At 66.3% G+C, this 14,629-nt stretch carries 12 protein-coding genes, 1 tRNA gene and 3 pseudogenes; 11 read left to right on the top strand and 5 right to left on the bottom strand.

The window, feature by feature from the left end; genetic code table 11:
- The first annotated feature begins 4 nt into the window (after nucleotides 1-4).
- The 8 genes from ME121_RS08780 (at nucleotide 5) to ME121_RS33480 (ending at nucleotide 7,180) form a co-directional block, all read left to right on the top strand.
- Entirely contained in the window at nucleotides 5-889 is an 885-nt protein-coding gene (locus tag ME121_RS08780; protein WP_024830712.1) for a PhzF family phenazine biosynthesis protein, read from the top strand.
- Complete coding sequence (locus ME121_RS08775) at nucleotides 882-1,616, top strand: NUDIX hydrolase (protein WP_053620857.1); 735 nt, start codon at nucleotides 882-884, stop codon at nucleotides 1,614-1,616. Before ME121_RS08780 ends, ME121_RS08775 begins: the two co-directional genes overlap by 8 nt.
- Nucleotides 1,617-1,796: 180 nt before the next feature.
- Nucleotides 1,797-2,780 (top strand): ABC transporter substrate-binding protein, encoded by a 984-nt coding sequence (locus ME121_RS08770; RefSeq protein ID WP_029361059.1) that lies wholly within the window; start codon nucleotides 1,797-1,799, stop codon nucleotides 2,778-2,780.
- 127 nt (nucleotides 2,781-2,907) lie between these two features.
- Nucleotides 2,908-5,178, top strand: coding sequence for a glycogen debranching protein GlgX (glgX, locus tag ME121_RS08765; RefSeq protein WP_020092480.1), 2,271 nt, complete (start codon nucleotides 2,908-2,910; stop codon nucleotides 5,176-5,178).
- A 141-nt stretch (nucleotides 5,179-5,319) separates the two neighbouring features.
- Nucleotides 5,320-5,409: transfer RNA gene (locus tag ME121_RS08760), tRNA-Ser, on the top strand.
- Nucleotides 5,410-5,488: 79 nt separating this feature from the next.
- Nucleotides 5,489-5,776, top strand: a complete 288-nt coding sequence (locus tag ME121_RS08755) for a hypothetical protein (protein ID WP_053620848.1) — start codon at nucleotides 5,489-5,491, stop codon at nucleotides 5,774-5,776.
- On the top strand, nucleotides 5,752-6,069 hold the full coding sequence (locus ME121_RS08750; RefSeq protein WP_053620847.1) for a hypothetical protein: 318 nt from the start codon (nucleotides 5,752-5,754) through the stop codon (nucleotides 6,067-6,069). The genes ME121_RS08755 and ME121_RS08750 overlap by 25 nt, the downstream gene beginning before the upstream one ends.
- Nucleotides 6,070-6,193: 124 nt before the next feature.
- A complete protein-coding gene (locus ME121_RS33480) occupies nucleotides 6,194-7,180 on the top strand; it encodes a helix-turn-helix domain-containing protein (RefSeq protein ID WP_143739300.1) in 987 nt (328 codons plus the stop codon).
- A gap of 81 nt (nucleotides 7,181-7,261) precedes the next feature.
- On the opposite strand, the gene ME121_RS08745 is transcribed toward ME121_RS33480, so the two are convergent.
- Complete coding sequence (locus tag ME121_RS08745) at nucleotides 7,262-7,729, bottom strand: lysozyme family protein (protein WP_059408677.1); 468 nt, start codon at nucleotides 7,727-7,729, stop codon at nucleotides 7,262-7,264.
- A 103-nt stretch (nucleotides 7,730-7,832) separates the two neighbouring features.
- Here ME121_RS08745 and ME121_RS08735 point away from each other — a divergent pair.
- Nucleotides 7,833-9,072, top strand: a pseudogene (locus ME121_RS08735) (IS3 family transposase).
- Between the two features lie 54 nt (nucleotides 9,073-9,126).
- Here the strand turns inward: ME121_RS08735 and ME121_RS33475 are convergent.
- From ME121_RS33475 to ME121_RS08725, 4 genes and pseudogenes are all read right to left on the bottom strand, one after another.
- A pseudogene (locus tag ME121_RS33475) lies at nucleotides 9,127-9,330 on the bottom strand (septal ring lytic transglycosylase RlpA family protein); the annotation flags it as partial.
- A gap of 97 nt (nucleotides 9,331-9,427) precedes the next feature.
- Nucleotides 9,428-10,420, bottom strand: coding sequence for a hypothetical protein (locus ME121_RS08730; RefSeq protein WP_089231561.1), 993 nt, complete (start codon nucleotides 10,418-10,420; stop codon nucleotides 9,428-9,430).
- Nucleotides 10,421-10,459: 39 nt separating this feature from the next.
- On the bottom strand, nucleotides 10,460-10,588 hold the full coding sequence (locus ME121_RS33470; RefSeq protein WP_280951376.1) for a hypothetical protein: 129 nt from the start codon (nucleotides 10,586-10,588) through the stop codon (nucleotides 10,460-10,462).
- Nucleotides 10,589-10,644: 56 nt separating this feature from the next.
- Nucleotides 10,645-11,733 carry a phytanoyl-CoA dioxygenase family protein gene (locus tag ME121_RS08725; protein WP_053622762.1) on the bottom strand — a complete coding sequence of 363 codons (1,089 nt, stop codon included), beginning with the start codon at nucleotides 11,731-11,733 and terminating at the stop codon, nucleotides 10,645-10,647.
- Between the two features lie 331 nt (nucleotides 11,734-12,064).
- Here ME121_RS08725 and ME121_RS08720 point away from each other — a divergent pair.
- Both ME121_RS08720 and ME121_RS33465 read left to right on the top strand, forming a co-directional pair.
- Nucleotides 12,065-13,038 (top strand): annotated as a pseudogene (locus ME121_RS08720) (DDE-type integrase/transposase/recombinase).
- A 548-nt stretch (nucleotides 13,039-13,586) separates the two neighbouring features.
- On the top strand, nucleotides 13,587-14,513 hold the full coding sequence (locus ME121_RS33465; RefSeq protein ID WP_143739299.1) for a methyltransferase domain-containing protein: 927 nt from the start codon (nucleotides 13,587-13,589) through the stop codon (nucleotides 14,511-14,513).
- Nucleotides 14,514-14,629 lie beyond the last annotated feature (116 nt).

Below are 14,629 nucleotides of genomic sequence, written 5' to 3'. Positions count from 1 at the left end.
CACGATGGCGCGCCGCTTCGTCACCCTCGACGTGTTCACCGAGCAGAGGCTCGCCGGAAATCCCCTCGCCGTGGTGCTCGACGCGGAGGGGCTCGACACCGCCGCCATGCAGGCCATCGCGCGGGAGTTCAACCTGTCGGAGACGGTCTTCGTCCTCCCGCCCCGGGAGGCCCGGCACCGGGCGTCGCTGCGCATCTTCACCCCCGCCCGGGAGCTGCCCTTCGCCGGGCACCCGACAGTCGGCACCGCCGTGCTGCTGGCGCTGCAGGACCCGACCCGGGGCGACGCCCGGGCCTTCGGCCTGGAGGAGGGGATCGGGATCGTCCCCTGCGTGGTCGAGACCCTGGCGGACGGGACCGGCGGACGGGCCCGGTTCCGGCTCCCGGTCCTGCCGGACTACCTCGGGCCCGGTCCCGATCCCGCGGCGCTGGCGCCGCTGCTGGGCCTCCAGCCCGGCGACATCGGCACCGGCCGGCACGCCCCGAGCCGCCACGGCGTGGGCCCGACCTTCACCTGCGTGCCGGTGGCCTCGATCGCCGCCCTCGACGCCGCCCGGACGGCCCAGGCGCCCGATCCGGCCGACGGGCTCTACCTATACACCCCGGATCCCGAAGGCGCCGGCCAGAGCTGGCGCGTCCGCATGTTCGCGCCGAATGTCGGCGTGCCGGAAGACCCCGCCACCGGCTCGGCGGCCTCCGCCTTCGCGGGGGTGCTGATGCAGTTCGAGGCTTTGGGCGACGGCACCCACGACGTGGCGATCCGCCAGGGCGAGGCGATGGGACGGCCGAGCGACATCGCGCTCCAGCTCACCGTCGCGGCCGGCGCCCTGCAGGGCGTCGAGATCGGCGGCGCCGCCGTGATCCTATCGGACGGCACCCTGCATGTCTGAACGCTCTTCTGACGGCTTCTCCGACGGCTTCCGGATCACCCGCGTCGCGGACGTGGCGGCGCGGTTCGTGGACCACGACTGGGCCTTCCCCCGGGCGCACGAAGCCGCCATCGCGGCCCACTGGCAGGCCCGGCTGCGCCGCAGCCCCGGCATGTTCGACGGGACCGTCCTGCTGTGCTGCGACCACGCCGTCGCCGACGGGGTCGCCCGACTCGACCTGTTCGCGACGCGCTACGCGACCTTCACCTACTACCGGGAGGTGCCCCACGCCGAGGCCCGCATCGCCAACGCCTTCGCGGCGATCGTGCCCTGGACGGCGGACGGCGCCGTCCTGCTCGGCGAGATGGGCGCCCACACGGCCAATGCCGGCCAGCTGTACTTCCCCTGCGGCACCCCGGATCCGGACGACGTGCGCGGCGCGCAGGTCGATCTCACCGGCAGCGCCGCCCGGGAACTCGCCGAGGAGACCGGCCTCGCGCTGCCGGACGAGGCCGAAACGGATTGGGTGCTGCTGGAGGGGGAGGGCCAGCTCGCCTTCCTCCGGCCGGTGCGCTTCCCCGAGCCGGCCGCGCGGCTCGTGGCCCGGATCGCCGACCATCTCGGCGCCGAGGCCGAGCCGGAACTCGCCCGGATGCACGTGGTGCGCGGCCGCGACGACATCGACGCCGCGCGGATGCCGGGCTTCGTGCGGGCCTACCTGGCGGACGCGTTCCCACCCGCCCGCTGACCGGCGCGGCGCGCGGGGGGAGACATTCGTCTCCCCCCGCGGGTCGATCGGATGTCATCTCGCGCATCGACCGCGGACAATACAGATTTTCTTTTCGTTGACCGTCCTGGCGGCAAGCATAAAATCGGCCATCCACAGAACAGTCCCGCACAACTCGGGCAGCGGATCGTGGCAGGCCTCATGCTCATCGGATCTCACGCGCGTCCCGGCGGCCGCCGGCTCGCCGGGGCGCTGCTCGCCGCTGCACTGTCGCTGGCCATGACGACGCTGGCCGCGGTGACCGCCCGCGCGGAGGAGGTCGTCCTGCGGGTCGGCGACCAGAAGGGCGGGAACCGGTCGCTCCTCGAGATCGCCGGCGACGCGAAGGATCTGCCCTACCGGGTCGAGTGGTCGGAATTCCCCGCCGCCGCGCCGATCCTGGAGGCGCTCAACGCCGGCGCCCTCGATGTCGGCTACACCGGCGACCTCTCCTTCCTCACCGCCGTCGCGGCCGGGGCGCCGATCAAGGCGATCGGCGGCACCAAGTCGGATCCGCGGACGCAGGCCATCCTGGTCCGCGCGGATTCGCCGATCCGCTCGGCCGCCGACCTGAAGGGAAAGCGACTCGCCGGCACCCGCGGCGGCTGGGGCCAGTTCTTGATCAGCGCGACGCTGGAGAAGGCCGGGATCGCGCCGTCCGAGGCCACGTTCGCGCCGCTCAACCCGGTCGACGCCAAGGCCGCGCTCATGGCCGGCTCGGTGGATGCCTGGGCGGTCTGGGAGCCCTACGTCGCGTTCGCGACGCTCAAGGACAGGGCCCGGCCGATCGCGGACGGCGCGGGCCTCACGCCGACCATCACCTTCGTCGTCGCCACGGACAGCGCCATCGCCACCAAGCGGGCGGCCCTCCAGGACTTCCTGAGCCGCCTGAGCCGGGCGCGGCTCTGGTCGCTGGACCACCTCGACGCCTACGCTCGGAACACGGCCGCGCTGACCAAGCTGCCCGAGGACGTCCTGCGTGCGGCCTACACGGCGCAGCGGACCAGCCCGATCGCGCTCGACGCGGACGTCGTGAGGGAGGTTCAGGCGGCCTCGGACCGGGCGACGCGGTACGGCATCCTGTCGAAGCCCCTCGATGTCGGGCGGGCCGTGGACCGGAGCTTCACGGCCGCGGCCTCGAACTGAGCGCGGGACGGTCGTCACGCCCCCCCGCGATTTTTGCGGCGATGCGGGAGCTTCGCTGTTTTCGGCACGTTCACCAGGGGCTCCCCGCAGCGGCACGTGGCCGTGCGGGTCGCGTTCCGGAGTGTCCATGTCCGATTCCCGTCGTCCCGCATCGCAGGCCCGCGCGACCCGCTCGCGCATCCAGGAAGGCCGCCCCTATCCCCTCGGCGCCACCTGGGACGGGCTCGGGGTCAATTTCGCGCTGTTCTCGGCCCACGCCACCAAGGTCGAGCTCTGCCTGTTCGACGACCAGGGCGACCAGGAGATCGAGCGGATCGAGCTGCCCGAGTACACGGACGAGATCTGGCACGGGTACCTGCCCGACGCGCGCCCCGGCACGATCTACGGCTACCGCGTCCACGGCCCCTACGAGCCGAAGGCCGGTCATCGCTTCAACCCCAACAAGCTGCTGATCGACCCCTACGCGAAGGGGCTCGTCGGCTCGATCACCTGGAACCCGGCGCTGTTCGGCTACCAGATGGAGACGGGCGACGACCTGACCTTCGACGAGCGCGACAGCGCCCCCTACACGCGCCGCTCCCGCGTCATCGACCCGGCCTTCACCTGGGGACGGCACCAGAAGCCGCTGGTCCCGTGGGAGAAGACGATCATCTACGAGACCCACGTCAAGGGCATGACCAAGCTCGACCCGCGGGTGCCGGAGAAGCTGCGCGGCACCTATGCCGGCCTCGGCACCCGGGACGTGCTCGACTACATCAAGAGCCTTGGCGTCACCTCGGTGGAGCTGCTGCCGGTCCACGCCTTCGTGCAGGACGACTACCTGCAGCAGAAGGACCTGGTGAATTACTGGGGCTACAACACGATCTCGTTCTTCACCCCCGCGCGCCGCTACGCGGCGGTGCCGGACTTCGCCTTCTCCGAGTTCAAGGAGATGGTCTCGCGCTTCCACGGCGCCGGCCTCGAGGTGATCCTGGACGTGGTCTACAACCACACCGCCGAGGGCAACGAGAAGGGTCCGACCCTGTCGTTCAAGGGCGTCGACAACGCCTCCTACTACCGGCTGCTGCCGAACGATCCGCGCTACTACATCAACGACACCGGCACCGGGAACACCTTCAACCTGTCGCACCCGCGGGTGCTGCAGCTCGTCACCGACTCCCTGCGCTACTGGGCGCAGGAGATGCAGGTGGACGGGTTCCGCTTCGACCTCGCCACGATCCTGGGCCGCGAGCCCTACGGTTTCGACGAGGGCGGCGGCTTCCTCGACACCTGCCGGCAGGACCCGGTGCTCAACAACGTCAAGCTAATCGCCGAGCCGTGGGATTGCGGCCCGGGCGGCTACCAGGTCGGCGGTTTTCCGCCGGGCTGGGCCGAGTGGAACGACCGGTTCCGCGACGACGTCCGCGCCTACTGGAAGGGCGACGGCGGGCTGCTGCCGGACCTAGCGGCACGCGTCTCGGGCTCGGCCGACAAGTTCAACAAGCGCGGGCGCAAGCCCTGGGCCTCGGTGAACTTCCTCACCGCCCACGACGGCTTCACCCTGCACGACACGGTCTCGTACAACGACAAGCACAACGAGGCGAACGGCGAGGGCAACCGCGACGGCCACTCGCACAACCTCTCGTACAATTACGGGGTGGAGGGCCCGACGGACGATCCCGAGATCCGTGCGGTGCGCCTGCGCCAGATGCGCAACATGCTGGCGACCCTGTTCCTGTCCCGCGGCACGCCGATGCTGCTCGCGGGCGACGAGTTCGCCCGGACCCAGAAGGGCAACAACAACGCCTACTGCCAGGACAACGAGGTCTCCTGGCTCGACTGGGGAGCGATTGGCGACGAGGAGCGGGATCTGGCCGAGTTCACCCAGCGCCTGATCATCCTGCGCAACGCCCTGCCGATCCTGAGCCGCGGGCGGTTCCTCACCGGCCAGTACGACGAGGAGTTCGGCGTCAAGGACGTGACGTGGCTGCGGCCGGACGGCAGCGAGATGGCGGGCGAGAACTGGTCGGACGGCGAGGCCCGGGCCTTCGCGGTCCAGCTCGACGGGCGCGCCCAGGCCACCGGCCTGCACCGCCGCGGCGGGGACGCGACGCTGCTGATCATGTTCAACGCCTACCACGACCTCGTGACGTTCACGCTGCCGGAATCGGTCGGCGGCGTCGCCTGGACGCGGCTCCTCGACACCAACCTGCCCGACAGCCAGGACGTGGAGAGCTTCAAGTTCGGCTCCGGCTACGACGTGACCGGGCGCTCGCTGCTGATGTTCGTGCTGAAGCCCGAGGATAGCCCCGGGGTCGAGGACAACGCCATGGAGCGCTCCTACCAGCACGTGATGCAGGCCTTCGAGCGGGCGAACGTGGAGCATGTCCGCTTCCACCTCGACGACGCCGAGGGGTGAGGGACGCGGCCGGGCGGTTTTCGCATCGCCCGGCCGTCAGCGCCTTGCGCCGGACGGCGCACCCGGCTAACAGCACGGCACCGCGCGGCCCTGGCCGCGCCCGGCGCGCCGCGTGCGCGCCCGGGTGCCCGGTTCGCGGACGGAGGGGTGGCCGAGTGGTTGAAGGCGCACGCCTGGAAAGTGTGTATACCGGAAACGGTATCGCGGGTTCGAATCCCGCTCCCTCCGCCAACCTGCTCTGATTTTGCTGACAAATTTCTGAGGCCTGCGCCTCCGCCCCACCATCTACCCCACCAGCAGCCGGGATGTGATGGCCAAGGAACCTGCGACAGTCTTCGAGCTGCGCAAGGCAGCCGAGGTCACCGACCAAAAGATCGATGCCGCGGTCGACGCCGTACTCGCGGATCTGGTAACCAAGGGCTGCGCGCTCGCGAAGGGCTGGATCCTAGACATCGTCGAGACGCTGCGCACGAACGCGAGCGCGGCCGAGGGGCTGACCACCGATACGTTCGCCTGGAAGCGGAACATGGTCCGGGCCGAGATCCTGATGGCGCATCCGGGAAGGATTTGTCAGTGGCGCAGTCCGCGAAGATCGTGAGCCTCGACCGCGTGCGCGCGGGACGCGAGGCTTCGTGCGGCTCATTTCCGATGGGCCAGACTCGCGATCGCTTGTTGTTCGCCCTGGAATGGGGCCACGCTCACGTCGTCTTCGACGAGGCGCAACTTGCTGAGGAGTTCGCGACGAACCAACCCATCCAGCATCTCCTCAAGGCTCTCGGCGGCGGCTGGAGCGCGGAGCCCGATGACGGGCGACCGGGCAACTGGATCTTTCAGTGCCATATCTCGACGCAGAAGGCCTGGACGCGCATCACAGGCCTGACTGCTGAGTGAGCGAGTATCCTAAGCCCCTACGCCAGCACCTGCGCCTGCCTGGTCTCCGCCACCGCGAGCGATTTTCGTCGCTCTTCAGCACTTTCTGACCGGGCCGGCAGTCGGCCCATCAGGAGGCTGGCATATGCCGTTCAGCGAGTCCAAGGAAGGCATCATCAGATATTCGCAGGGACAGAAATGGAGTGAGATCGGCCCGTGGCTGGTCAACGTCATTTCGGGCGACGGCATTGGTTTGCCGGGCGTGCGTATGGCCGCTCTGTTGGCCGATGCCTTCAATTCGAAGACCGCCGCGTGCTGGCGCACAAACGGTCGAATGGCCGCGACCCTGGGTGTCAGTCCGTCGGCCGTGATTGAGGGGCTGCGTCAGCTTGAGAGGAACGGACACATCCTCTCCATCATGGAGCCGCGCAATGGCAAATCGATGCGGCACATCTACCCGAAGTGGAATGAAGGCACAGCTCGGCGCAAGGTGCGTGCACCGCACGGCGGAGTTCCCAAAGGCACTAAACCAAAAACGGGGCCGGCTGCCGCTGTCGGTGAACCTATAGCCGTTCCGAAGGCCGCGCCAACGTCAACCTATGAGCCGGCGCGCCGTGCGGAGGACCATGGTCAGAAATCCGTTACGCGTCGGAGCACCTCGCCGGATCCTGACTCGCTCGTTGTCCAGCTCTCCGAAGGTGGCATGCCCTATCTGAAGAGCGATTTGGAAGAACTCGTCCGCCAAACGCGCTTCGCTGGCCTCAGTCGTAGCAAAGTGGGAACCGAACAAGCTCCTATACAGGGGACCGAACCGCGCCTGGCTGGGGGGACTGAATCGGCACGGGTGAGGGGGACTGAAGGGCAGCAGGGCGAGGGCGCCGAGGTTCAGTCCCCTATAATCCTGGAAAAATCCACACATCAATCCCCCACTCCTATCCAGGCCGCTCCCATGACGAAGGGTCCGCGGCCGGCTGTCGAGGGGAGGGATAAGCGGATGGATGTGACGGGTTGTGGCTACCCCGGCTGCCATCACCAAGCCTCTTACGTCTGCGAAGCGATAGGTACGACGTTCTGTGTTCGGCACCGCGGCACAAGCAATCGGACAGTGCCAATCCCACACGCAGTGACTTAATACGGACGGCTGAACCGCAACTCGTCTGGACCAGACAGGCGGCATAGCTGTCGAAGGCATAGGCGTTGGCCTATGGGTAGGCTACGTCACCTGCTCCGAGCGTCCAGCCGGTGCACAGCGAGATCCAGGTTGGCCGGCCAGCGGCACGCCGAGCAGCATGCCCATCCGGCCATCGTTGTCCTGGAAGGTGAGTTGCACGTCGCCGCGGCCGAAGAAGCTGAGGCCTCGGGCGTTCGGCAGCGTGTAGCCGCGGCTGATCACGTCGCGGACGAACAGCTTCGCCACCGCCGCGCGCGTGCCGGCATCCGTGGTCGCGAACCCCTCGCAGACCGGCTGCATCCGTCGCCGGGTGCCGAGGAACGAGGTCGCGATGATGTAGGCGAGCAGGCGCCGGTCCAGGACGAACGCGTAGGCCAGGAACACGGCGAGCAGGTGGTTGAGCCTGTCGACTTGCGCCTGCGTGTATGAGCCGAACATCGGCTTCAGCGCGGGGAAGAACTTGGCGCGGTCCAGGCCCGCGAACGCGCGCCCGTCGGTGGACGTGGCCATGGCGGTCTTCGGGTGTTGAGGGCCGGCCGAAGATGGCGAGGTGAACCGCACCTCGTTTTGACCGGACAGGTGGCATAGCTCACGAAGGCATAGGCGTTGGCCTATGGGTAAGGCTATGTCATCCGATCCGACCGCCCCGCCGGTGCACGGCGAGATCCTGTCCGGCGTTCAGCGTCGACGGCGCTGGTCCACCACCGAGAAGATCCGCCTCGTCGAGGAGAGCCAGCAGCCCGGCTCGTCCGTGTCGTTCGTCGCCCGTCGCTACGGCCTCTCGCCCAGCCTGCTGTTCTCGTGGAAGCGGCGCATGCTGGAGGGCGGTCATCAGGCCATGCACGCCGACGAGGAGGTCGTTGGACCCAGCCGGGTTCGCGAGCTGGAGCGGCGCGTGCGCGACCTCGAACGCTTGCTCGGGCGCAAGACCATGGAAGTCGAGATCCTGAAGGAGGCGCTCGACCTCGCGCGCACAAAAAAACCGACCTCGCCGCTCAGCTCCTGGAGCGGTTCGACGGGCGGTTCGCGGTGAAAGCGGTCGCCGACACGCTCGGCGTGGCCCGCTCCCACCTGGCCGAGCGCCTGAGTCGACCTGTTCGGCCGCGCGGCCTCTACCACAAGCCCGAGGATGCACGGCTGCTGCTGACGATCCGCGCGATCGTCGATGCCCGCCCCAGCTACGGCTATCGCCGCGTCACCGCACACGTGAACCGGGCCCTGCGCTCGCGCGGCGAGGCGAGCGGCAGTGCCAAGCGGGGGCCGCGCATCCTGCAGGCGAACAGGCTCACTCTCGCGCCGCACACCGCCCGTCGTCCCGGCCGCACCCACGACGGCACCGTGGTGGCGTTGCGCTCGAACGTGGAGCGGGTAGCTCGGATCACCTCGAACTGCGCTGCCGGGACGGTGCGGTCGTCCGCGTGCTGTTTGCCATCGACGTGTGCGACCGAGAGAACATGGTGTGGTCGGCGACCATGGCAGGCGTCTCGGCCGAGATGGTCTGCAACCTGATGATCGCCTGCTGCGAGCGCCGGTTCGGCGCGACGAAGACCCCGCACCCGGTCGAGTGGCTGTCCGACAACGGCTCCGCCTACATCGCCAAGGAGACAGCGCGGACGGCCGCCGCGCTCGGCCTACGGCTGCTGTTCACCCCGGTGCGCTCGCCGCAAAGCAACGGCATCGTGGAGGCGTTCGTGAAGACGCTCAAGCGCGACTATGTCCGCCTGGCCATCTTGGCCGACGCCGAGACCGTGATGCGGCTTCTGCCGGCTTGGTTCTAGGACTACAACACGATCCACCCGCACTCCGGCCTGCGCATGCTCTCTCCCCGAGGGTACCTCAGCCGGACTGCCTAAACCGCCCCGCTGCTTGTCCGGTCAAACAGGGTGCCCTCCACGAGGCGGACGCGCCTACACCCGACAGGCCGATGGCCCATGCCACGAGAGATCGATCGCCCGCCCAGCGATGAATGGGCCGCGGTCCGTGGTCCGGACCACGATTGAGCGGCCCGTGGCGGCGCAGGTGACCCGCACACGTGTCCCGAACGGCAGCGTCTTGTGCGCGGCGGTGAGCGCGTCTTGGCCGAAGCGCGACCCGTCGGCGGCGCGGCACCCGAGAGCAGCTCGCACCGAGAGACGCAGGAGCACCAGTATCTTCAGTTAGGGCTTGGGGCGCTTCAGCCGCGCGGGCCGGTGCCGGTGTGTTGACTGCCTACCAATCGCTCAGAGCGGCCCGCTTCCAGCGGTTCGGCGCGACGCAGCGATATTCGTAGCTCTGATCCCAGGCGCGCTCGCCTATGACGCACGGGGCGCTCGACGAAGCCGGAACATGGGGGATGGTCTCGACGAGCCGGCCAACATAGGCCGCGCCGTCGTCGGCGATCCTAATCATCGGGCCGCCGCTGGTCATGTATGTCAGCGAGCCATCGACCGGGTTGAAGCCAAGGAAGCGGCTGAACTTCCCGTCCGCGTTGCCGTCGAGACCGATCCACTGCCCAGGCGCCATCAGGATCGCGGCACCGCTGAATGAGGCACCTGCGAGGTCGAGGCCTATGCCGAACGTCGAGCCGACGTTAGCCGTCGAGAAGGCCCGGTCGATGGTCACGCCCTGACTGGTTGAGACCATGTAGCCGTAGGCCACGTGGCTGCCGGGCTCGCCGCCGCCGCCCGCGTGTGAGAGCACGCGCTGCCGGTTCGGGTCCGGTCCGACTACACCGCCTATATCGAGTTCAAGCGCGATGCACGACGTGGTCGGCGAGGCTTTGCCCGTCTGGTCGACGCAGTTGAAGTTGCCGGCCCAGGTCGTGCCGGTCTCCTCGCCGTTGTCGGTCGGCTTCTTCCAGGCCGTACCATTCACGGCCACGTTCTGGGCGTTCGCACTCTTGCGTGAGCGGTTATTCAGCTCGCCCGTGATCGTCCACTCGAAGCCGGGCGAGACGTAGCTCGTCGTCGTGTTCGCCCAGAAGGCCTTGTAGGTCCACCACGGCTTGCCGCCGCCCGACGCGGTCTCGACGTCCCGATCGACGCGCAAGGTCGCGCGATCATCGAAGGTCGCCCCGCCGAAGCTGTTCGACAGGAACAACGGCATCCCCTGGAGTCCGGGCTGGCCGGAATTGGCGACGCTTTTGGAGAAGGGTAGGGTGAAAGTCTGCCCCGCGGCTGGCGAGGCCAGGAGCGCCAGAGCAAGAGTGAGGGAAAACTTCACTGCACTAACTCGTTTGCGCGGGTGACGAGCGCCCGGGCATCACCGGCCGCTGGGGACAACACCGAGGAGCGCGAGGCCTGCGACTGCTTTCCTCACGATCGGATCCGAGATCCGCAGCTCGACGGCGAGATCCCAGTCCTCCTGCATGTCCTCGTCGGAGGCGATCATCGCGCGCACCCTCGCGACGACTTCTCCATCTGGCACAGCTCGATCTGACACGAAAGCTACGATGCGATCTTGCCCCGTATCGCGATGTCAGGGCTGGACGCGCCGCAGGTCGGCAGGCTCTCGACAGGGCCGTGCACCGCCGAAGTCGTTGCCGACAGGTCGTGGTAGCAGACGCAGCCTTCCGCGAAGTAGTGGTGCACCAGCGCCTTGCGGGAGCGCTGCATGTCCGCCCGCGCGGAGCCGCCATGCAGCAGATTCGCGTGCCAGAATAGCACGTCGCCCTTGCGCGCCGTGAAGTAGGCCGGCGTCGCCCCGTGCTCCCGGATCTCCTGCTTGATCGCCGGCTCGTAGCGATCCACGTAGGCGCCATAGCCGCGCTCGCGGAAGTCATCCGTGGAGATGCCGACGTCGTGGCTGAATAGGTACGGCAGGCGGTGGGTGCCGGGATAGTAGACCAGCGGCCCCGCATCAGCGTGGATGTCCTCCATGGCGACCCAGCAGGCGGCCAGATAGCCGAGCGGGTAGGTCGTCATGTGGATCGAGTCCGAGTGCTCGGATTGCTGGCTGCCTTTGTGGGATGCGATGGTCTGGAACGGGATCGCCGGACGGCCCAGCACCATGCTGCTGAAGTTCATCAGCACGGGATGCTTCAGCAGTCGGTCGAGTTCCTCAACCTTCAGATGGGGGTTGAGGTAGCGGCCCGGATGCGGATCGTCCGGTGCCGCCTTCTCGGGGGCGAGCGTCAGGTCGCCGCGCGCGATCGCGGCTTCGTAGGCGCCCCAGGCTTCGTCAATCGTGTCGGAATCGATCGCGCCGCGCAGGACGTAGTAGCCGTGCTCTTCCCAGTACCGGCAGATCTCAGCCTGCTTCGGGGTAATGTCCCGTCGCGCCACGCGTCGCTCGATGATCTCCGCGGCATCGGGCTGATCAAGCCACGGGCTCGGACCTGACTCAGGGAAGCTTTCAGCGCGGAACACCTTGATGCAGCCGATATCGACGGGCACGTCCGCATCGACAACATAGGGAGGACCGCGTGGTGGCTCTGGCGCGACAGGCAGCGCGTCATCACGGCCCAGTGTGAGATTGCGCACAGTCGTCTTGACGGTGCGCGCAAGGTCCGCAACTCGCGACAGTCCCTGAGTCATCTCTCCACCCTATCCCACCACGGCTGTTGTTGCCGCGATCACAGAAGCACCCACAACCCTAACGAGCCACCCGATCACGGCGGAAGTAGGTACAGGGGCAAGCGGAAATCTGGCATACAGTGTGTCCCCCGATCCGCAGGAGACCTTAAGCCTGTTGGCCGGGCCACGCCGCGAACTCCTCAACCGACGGGTTCCAGGTCAGACGCAGCTTCGTCCCGTAGCCTAAGTGTTTGGTTGCGGGACGTCGTTGGGATGCGGCGCGGTGGGCAATCAAATGCTATGCGTGGCGGTTCGCGGGTATGCGCCGCCAGTCTGCCAGGAGAGCCCGCTGATGCTCGCCATCCACCCCCTGGCCCGCACAACCCCAGACGTGCGCGCCGAGATCGCCTGCTCACACGAGAGCTCTGGCGTTCTGGCCAAGCGCTACGGTGTGCCCACCGAGATCATCCGCATGTGGCGTAAACGTGGTTTCGACGCGTGTCAGGGCCGCTCGGCGCGGCCCCCACAAGCTCGCGTGGCGCGCCAGCGATGAGGAGCGCGCCATCGTGTGTGCGCTCCGCCGCGCCACCGGCTTTCCCGTCGACGCGCTGACCTTCGTCGTCAGCCACTTCTTGCCACACCCGAACCGGGATGCGGTCTACCGCATCCTCAAAGCCGATGGTCTCAACCGGCTGCCGCCGGCCGAGAAGGCCCACAAGCCGCACGGCAGCTTCTAAGGACTACGAGGTCGGCTTCATGCACGTCGACGTGAAGCACCTGCCCAAGCTGCGGGATCGCGATCGCGTCTCGCGCAAACGCTACCTGTACGTCGCCGTCGACCGCGCCTCCCGCTACGTGCATCTCGCCGTCAAGGACGACGAGACCACCGCCTCGGCGGTGGCCTTTCTCTCGGACGCCCTCGGGGCTTTTTTCGTTCAAGGTCACGCACGTGCTCACTGACCGCGGTTCCTGCTTCACGGCCGATGCGTTCGACGCCGCCTGCGAGCGGCACGCTGTGCAGCATCGCAAGCCGCGCCCCTACACACCCACACAAACGGCATGGTCGAGCGCTTCAACGGCCGCGTCCAGCGGGAGGTGCTCGGCACCACGGTCTACAGCCACGCCGACTTGGAGATCGTGCTGCGCGGCTTCAACGCCGCCTATAATGGCCGCCTGCAGCGCGTACTCAATGAGCTCTCGCTTGAGATGATTCTGCGCCAGCGTCACGAAGCCAATCCCGAACTGGCCAACCCAACCTACAAGCCACCCAGTTCCAGCTTCATCAAACGCGCCCTCCGCATCGTTGAAGTCGCCAAGGAGGTCTGACATCCTGACAGCATGAGGATCGAGGTCCGTCCGCTGGGCCCATCGACGGCAGGTCGGGCGAGCAGGGCAGGTGTGTGACCGGAGTTCGACGGGGTTTGCTGCCGTCGCTAAAGATGGGTCCGGCGTCTTCACCCGGTTCGCCTTGCATGAGGCATCTTGGTCAGGAACGCCGTGTTCCGCCGGATACGAGTGGATCCGCGCGCCCAGCGCTCGCACGACACCCGGCTCCACGCACGCCCAAAGCCTCAGTCACCACACCCTTGCGGAAACGCCCCATACTGGTCGAGCTGAGCGAAAAATCAGAATCTTCCCAGCAATGTGAGAAATTATCCCACGGCCCTGATGCGGATCGGGTGACCACTCGGCGAAGCTGTCAATAGCAAGTCGGGAAATTAACCTGATCGACAAGTTGAACACCTCTGTGATACGCGACGTCACCTTATGGTTGTGCGCCGCCGCTATCTTTCTGGCTTGCTGTCGGTCGTTCAGGAGGGGCTTGGAAAGCGAGTGCGGAGGCGACTCTCTCTGGTGCAGAGAAAGGTGTTCGAGTGTCCGACGATCATTCGAAAGAACTAGTCACTGACGAGAATTTTAACGAATATGCCTATCTGGCCGCGAACCCAGATGTTGCTGCCGCGCGAGTTTCGCCACGTTTACATTTTAATCTTTGTGGCCGCGCGGAAGGCAGAAGCCAATTCAAAAACCTTCCAAAGAATCGCGGCAAAAAATTCCTGCGCTTCAAACACGTACTTAAGTCGCCTTTCGACAAGGATCCAACTGAGACATTTCCAATTATAACAAGTGAACAACATTTTGATATTGGTGATTACGTCAATGAAAGTGCCAACCCGGGGTATGGTGGCTTCGATCACGAATTAGCTACGAACCCAGAAAAGTTGTATCTCGACATCGGTTGCGGCTTCCGCGAGAAAATGTTTGATAATTGCCTCTACTTGGAGGTGTACCCTTCGCGATCGGCAGACCTGATCGTAGCCCCTGATTGCACTTACCCGATCCGCGACGGCGTTCTCGACGGCATCGGATGTTTCGCCGTTCTAGAACACACTCGCAAACCCTGGCTAGTCATCCAAGAAATGCACCGCATGCTAAAACCGGGCGGCCGCGTGTGGATTGATTTGCCATTCCTCCAACCTGTTCATGGCTATCCATCGCATTTCTTCAATGCAACGCGCGAAGGCTTGACAAGCGTTTTCCAGGATTCCGGCTTCCGAATCGACAGTGCGGAAACACTAATCAATCAAACGCCGGCATACACGATTTGGTGGATCCTGGCCGTGATGGCGCTGCGCATCGAGGATGCAGAACTACGGACCGAATTTGAAGAAATGACCGTCAAGGAATTAATAGCGCTCGATCAACAGAGTCCGACTTGGTGGAAGTTTCTCAACGCTATCAGCCCTTCCGCGATGTCGGAGCTCGCTGCCGGCAATTTCCTAATAGCTACCAAGACCTAATAATCTTCACTGATTGGTGTTGGTGTGACAAGCGTCTTCTTATCGATGATTTGAGGTTTCAACCATGTTCTCTCCACAAATCACGGACATCTCTTCGTATTCGGCGAAGTAGCCAT

It is taken from the genome of Methylobacterium sp. ME121, from assembly GCF_000974725.1.
GTDB lineage: Bacteria > Pseudomonadota > Alphaproteobacteria > Rhizobiales > Beijerinckiaceae > Methylobacterium > Methylobacterium radiotolerans.
This window is presented reverse-complemented; position numbering and strand designations above follow the sequence as displayed.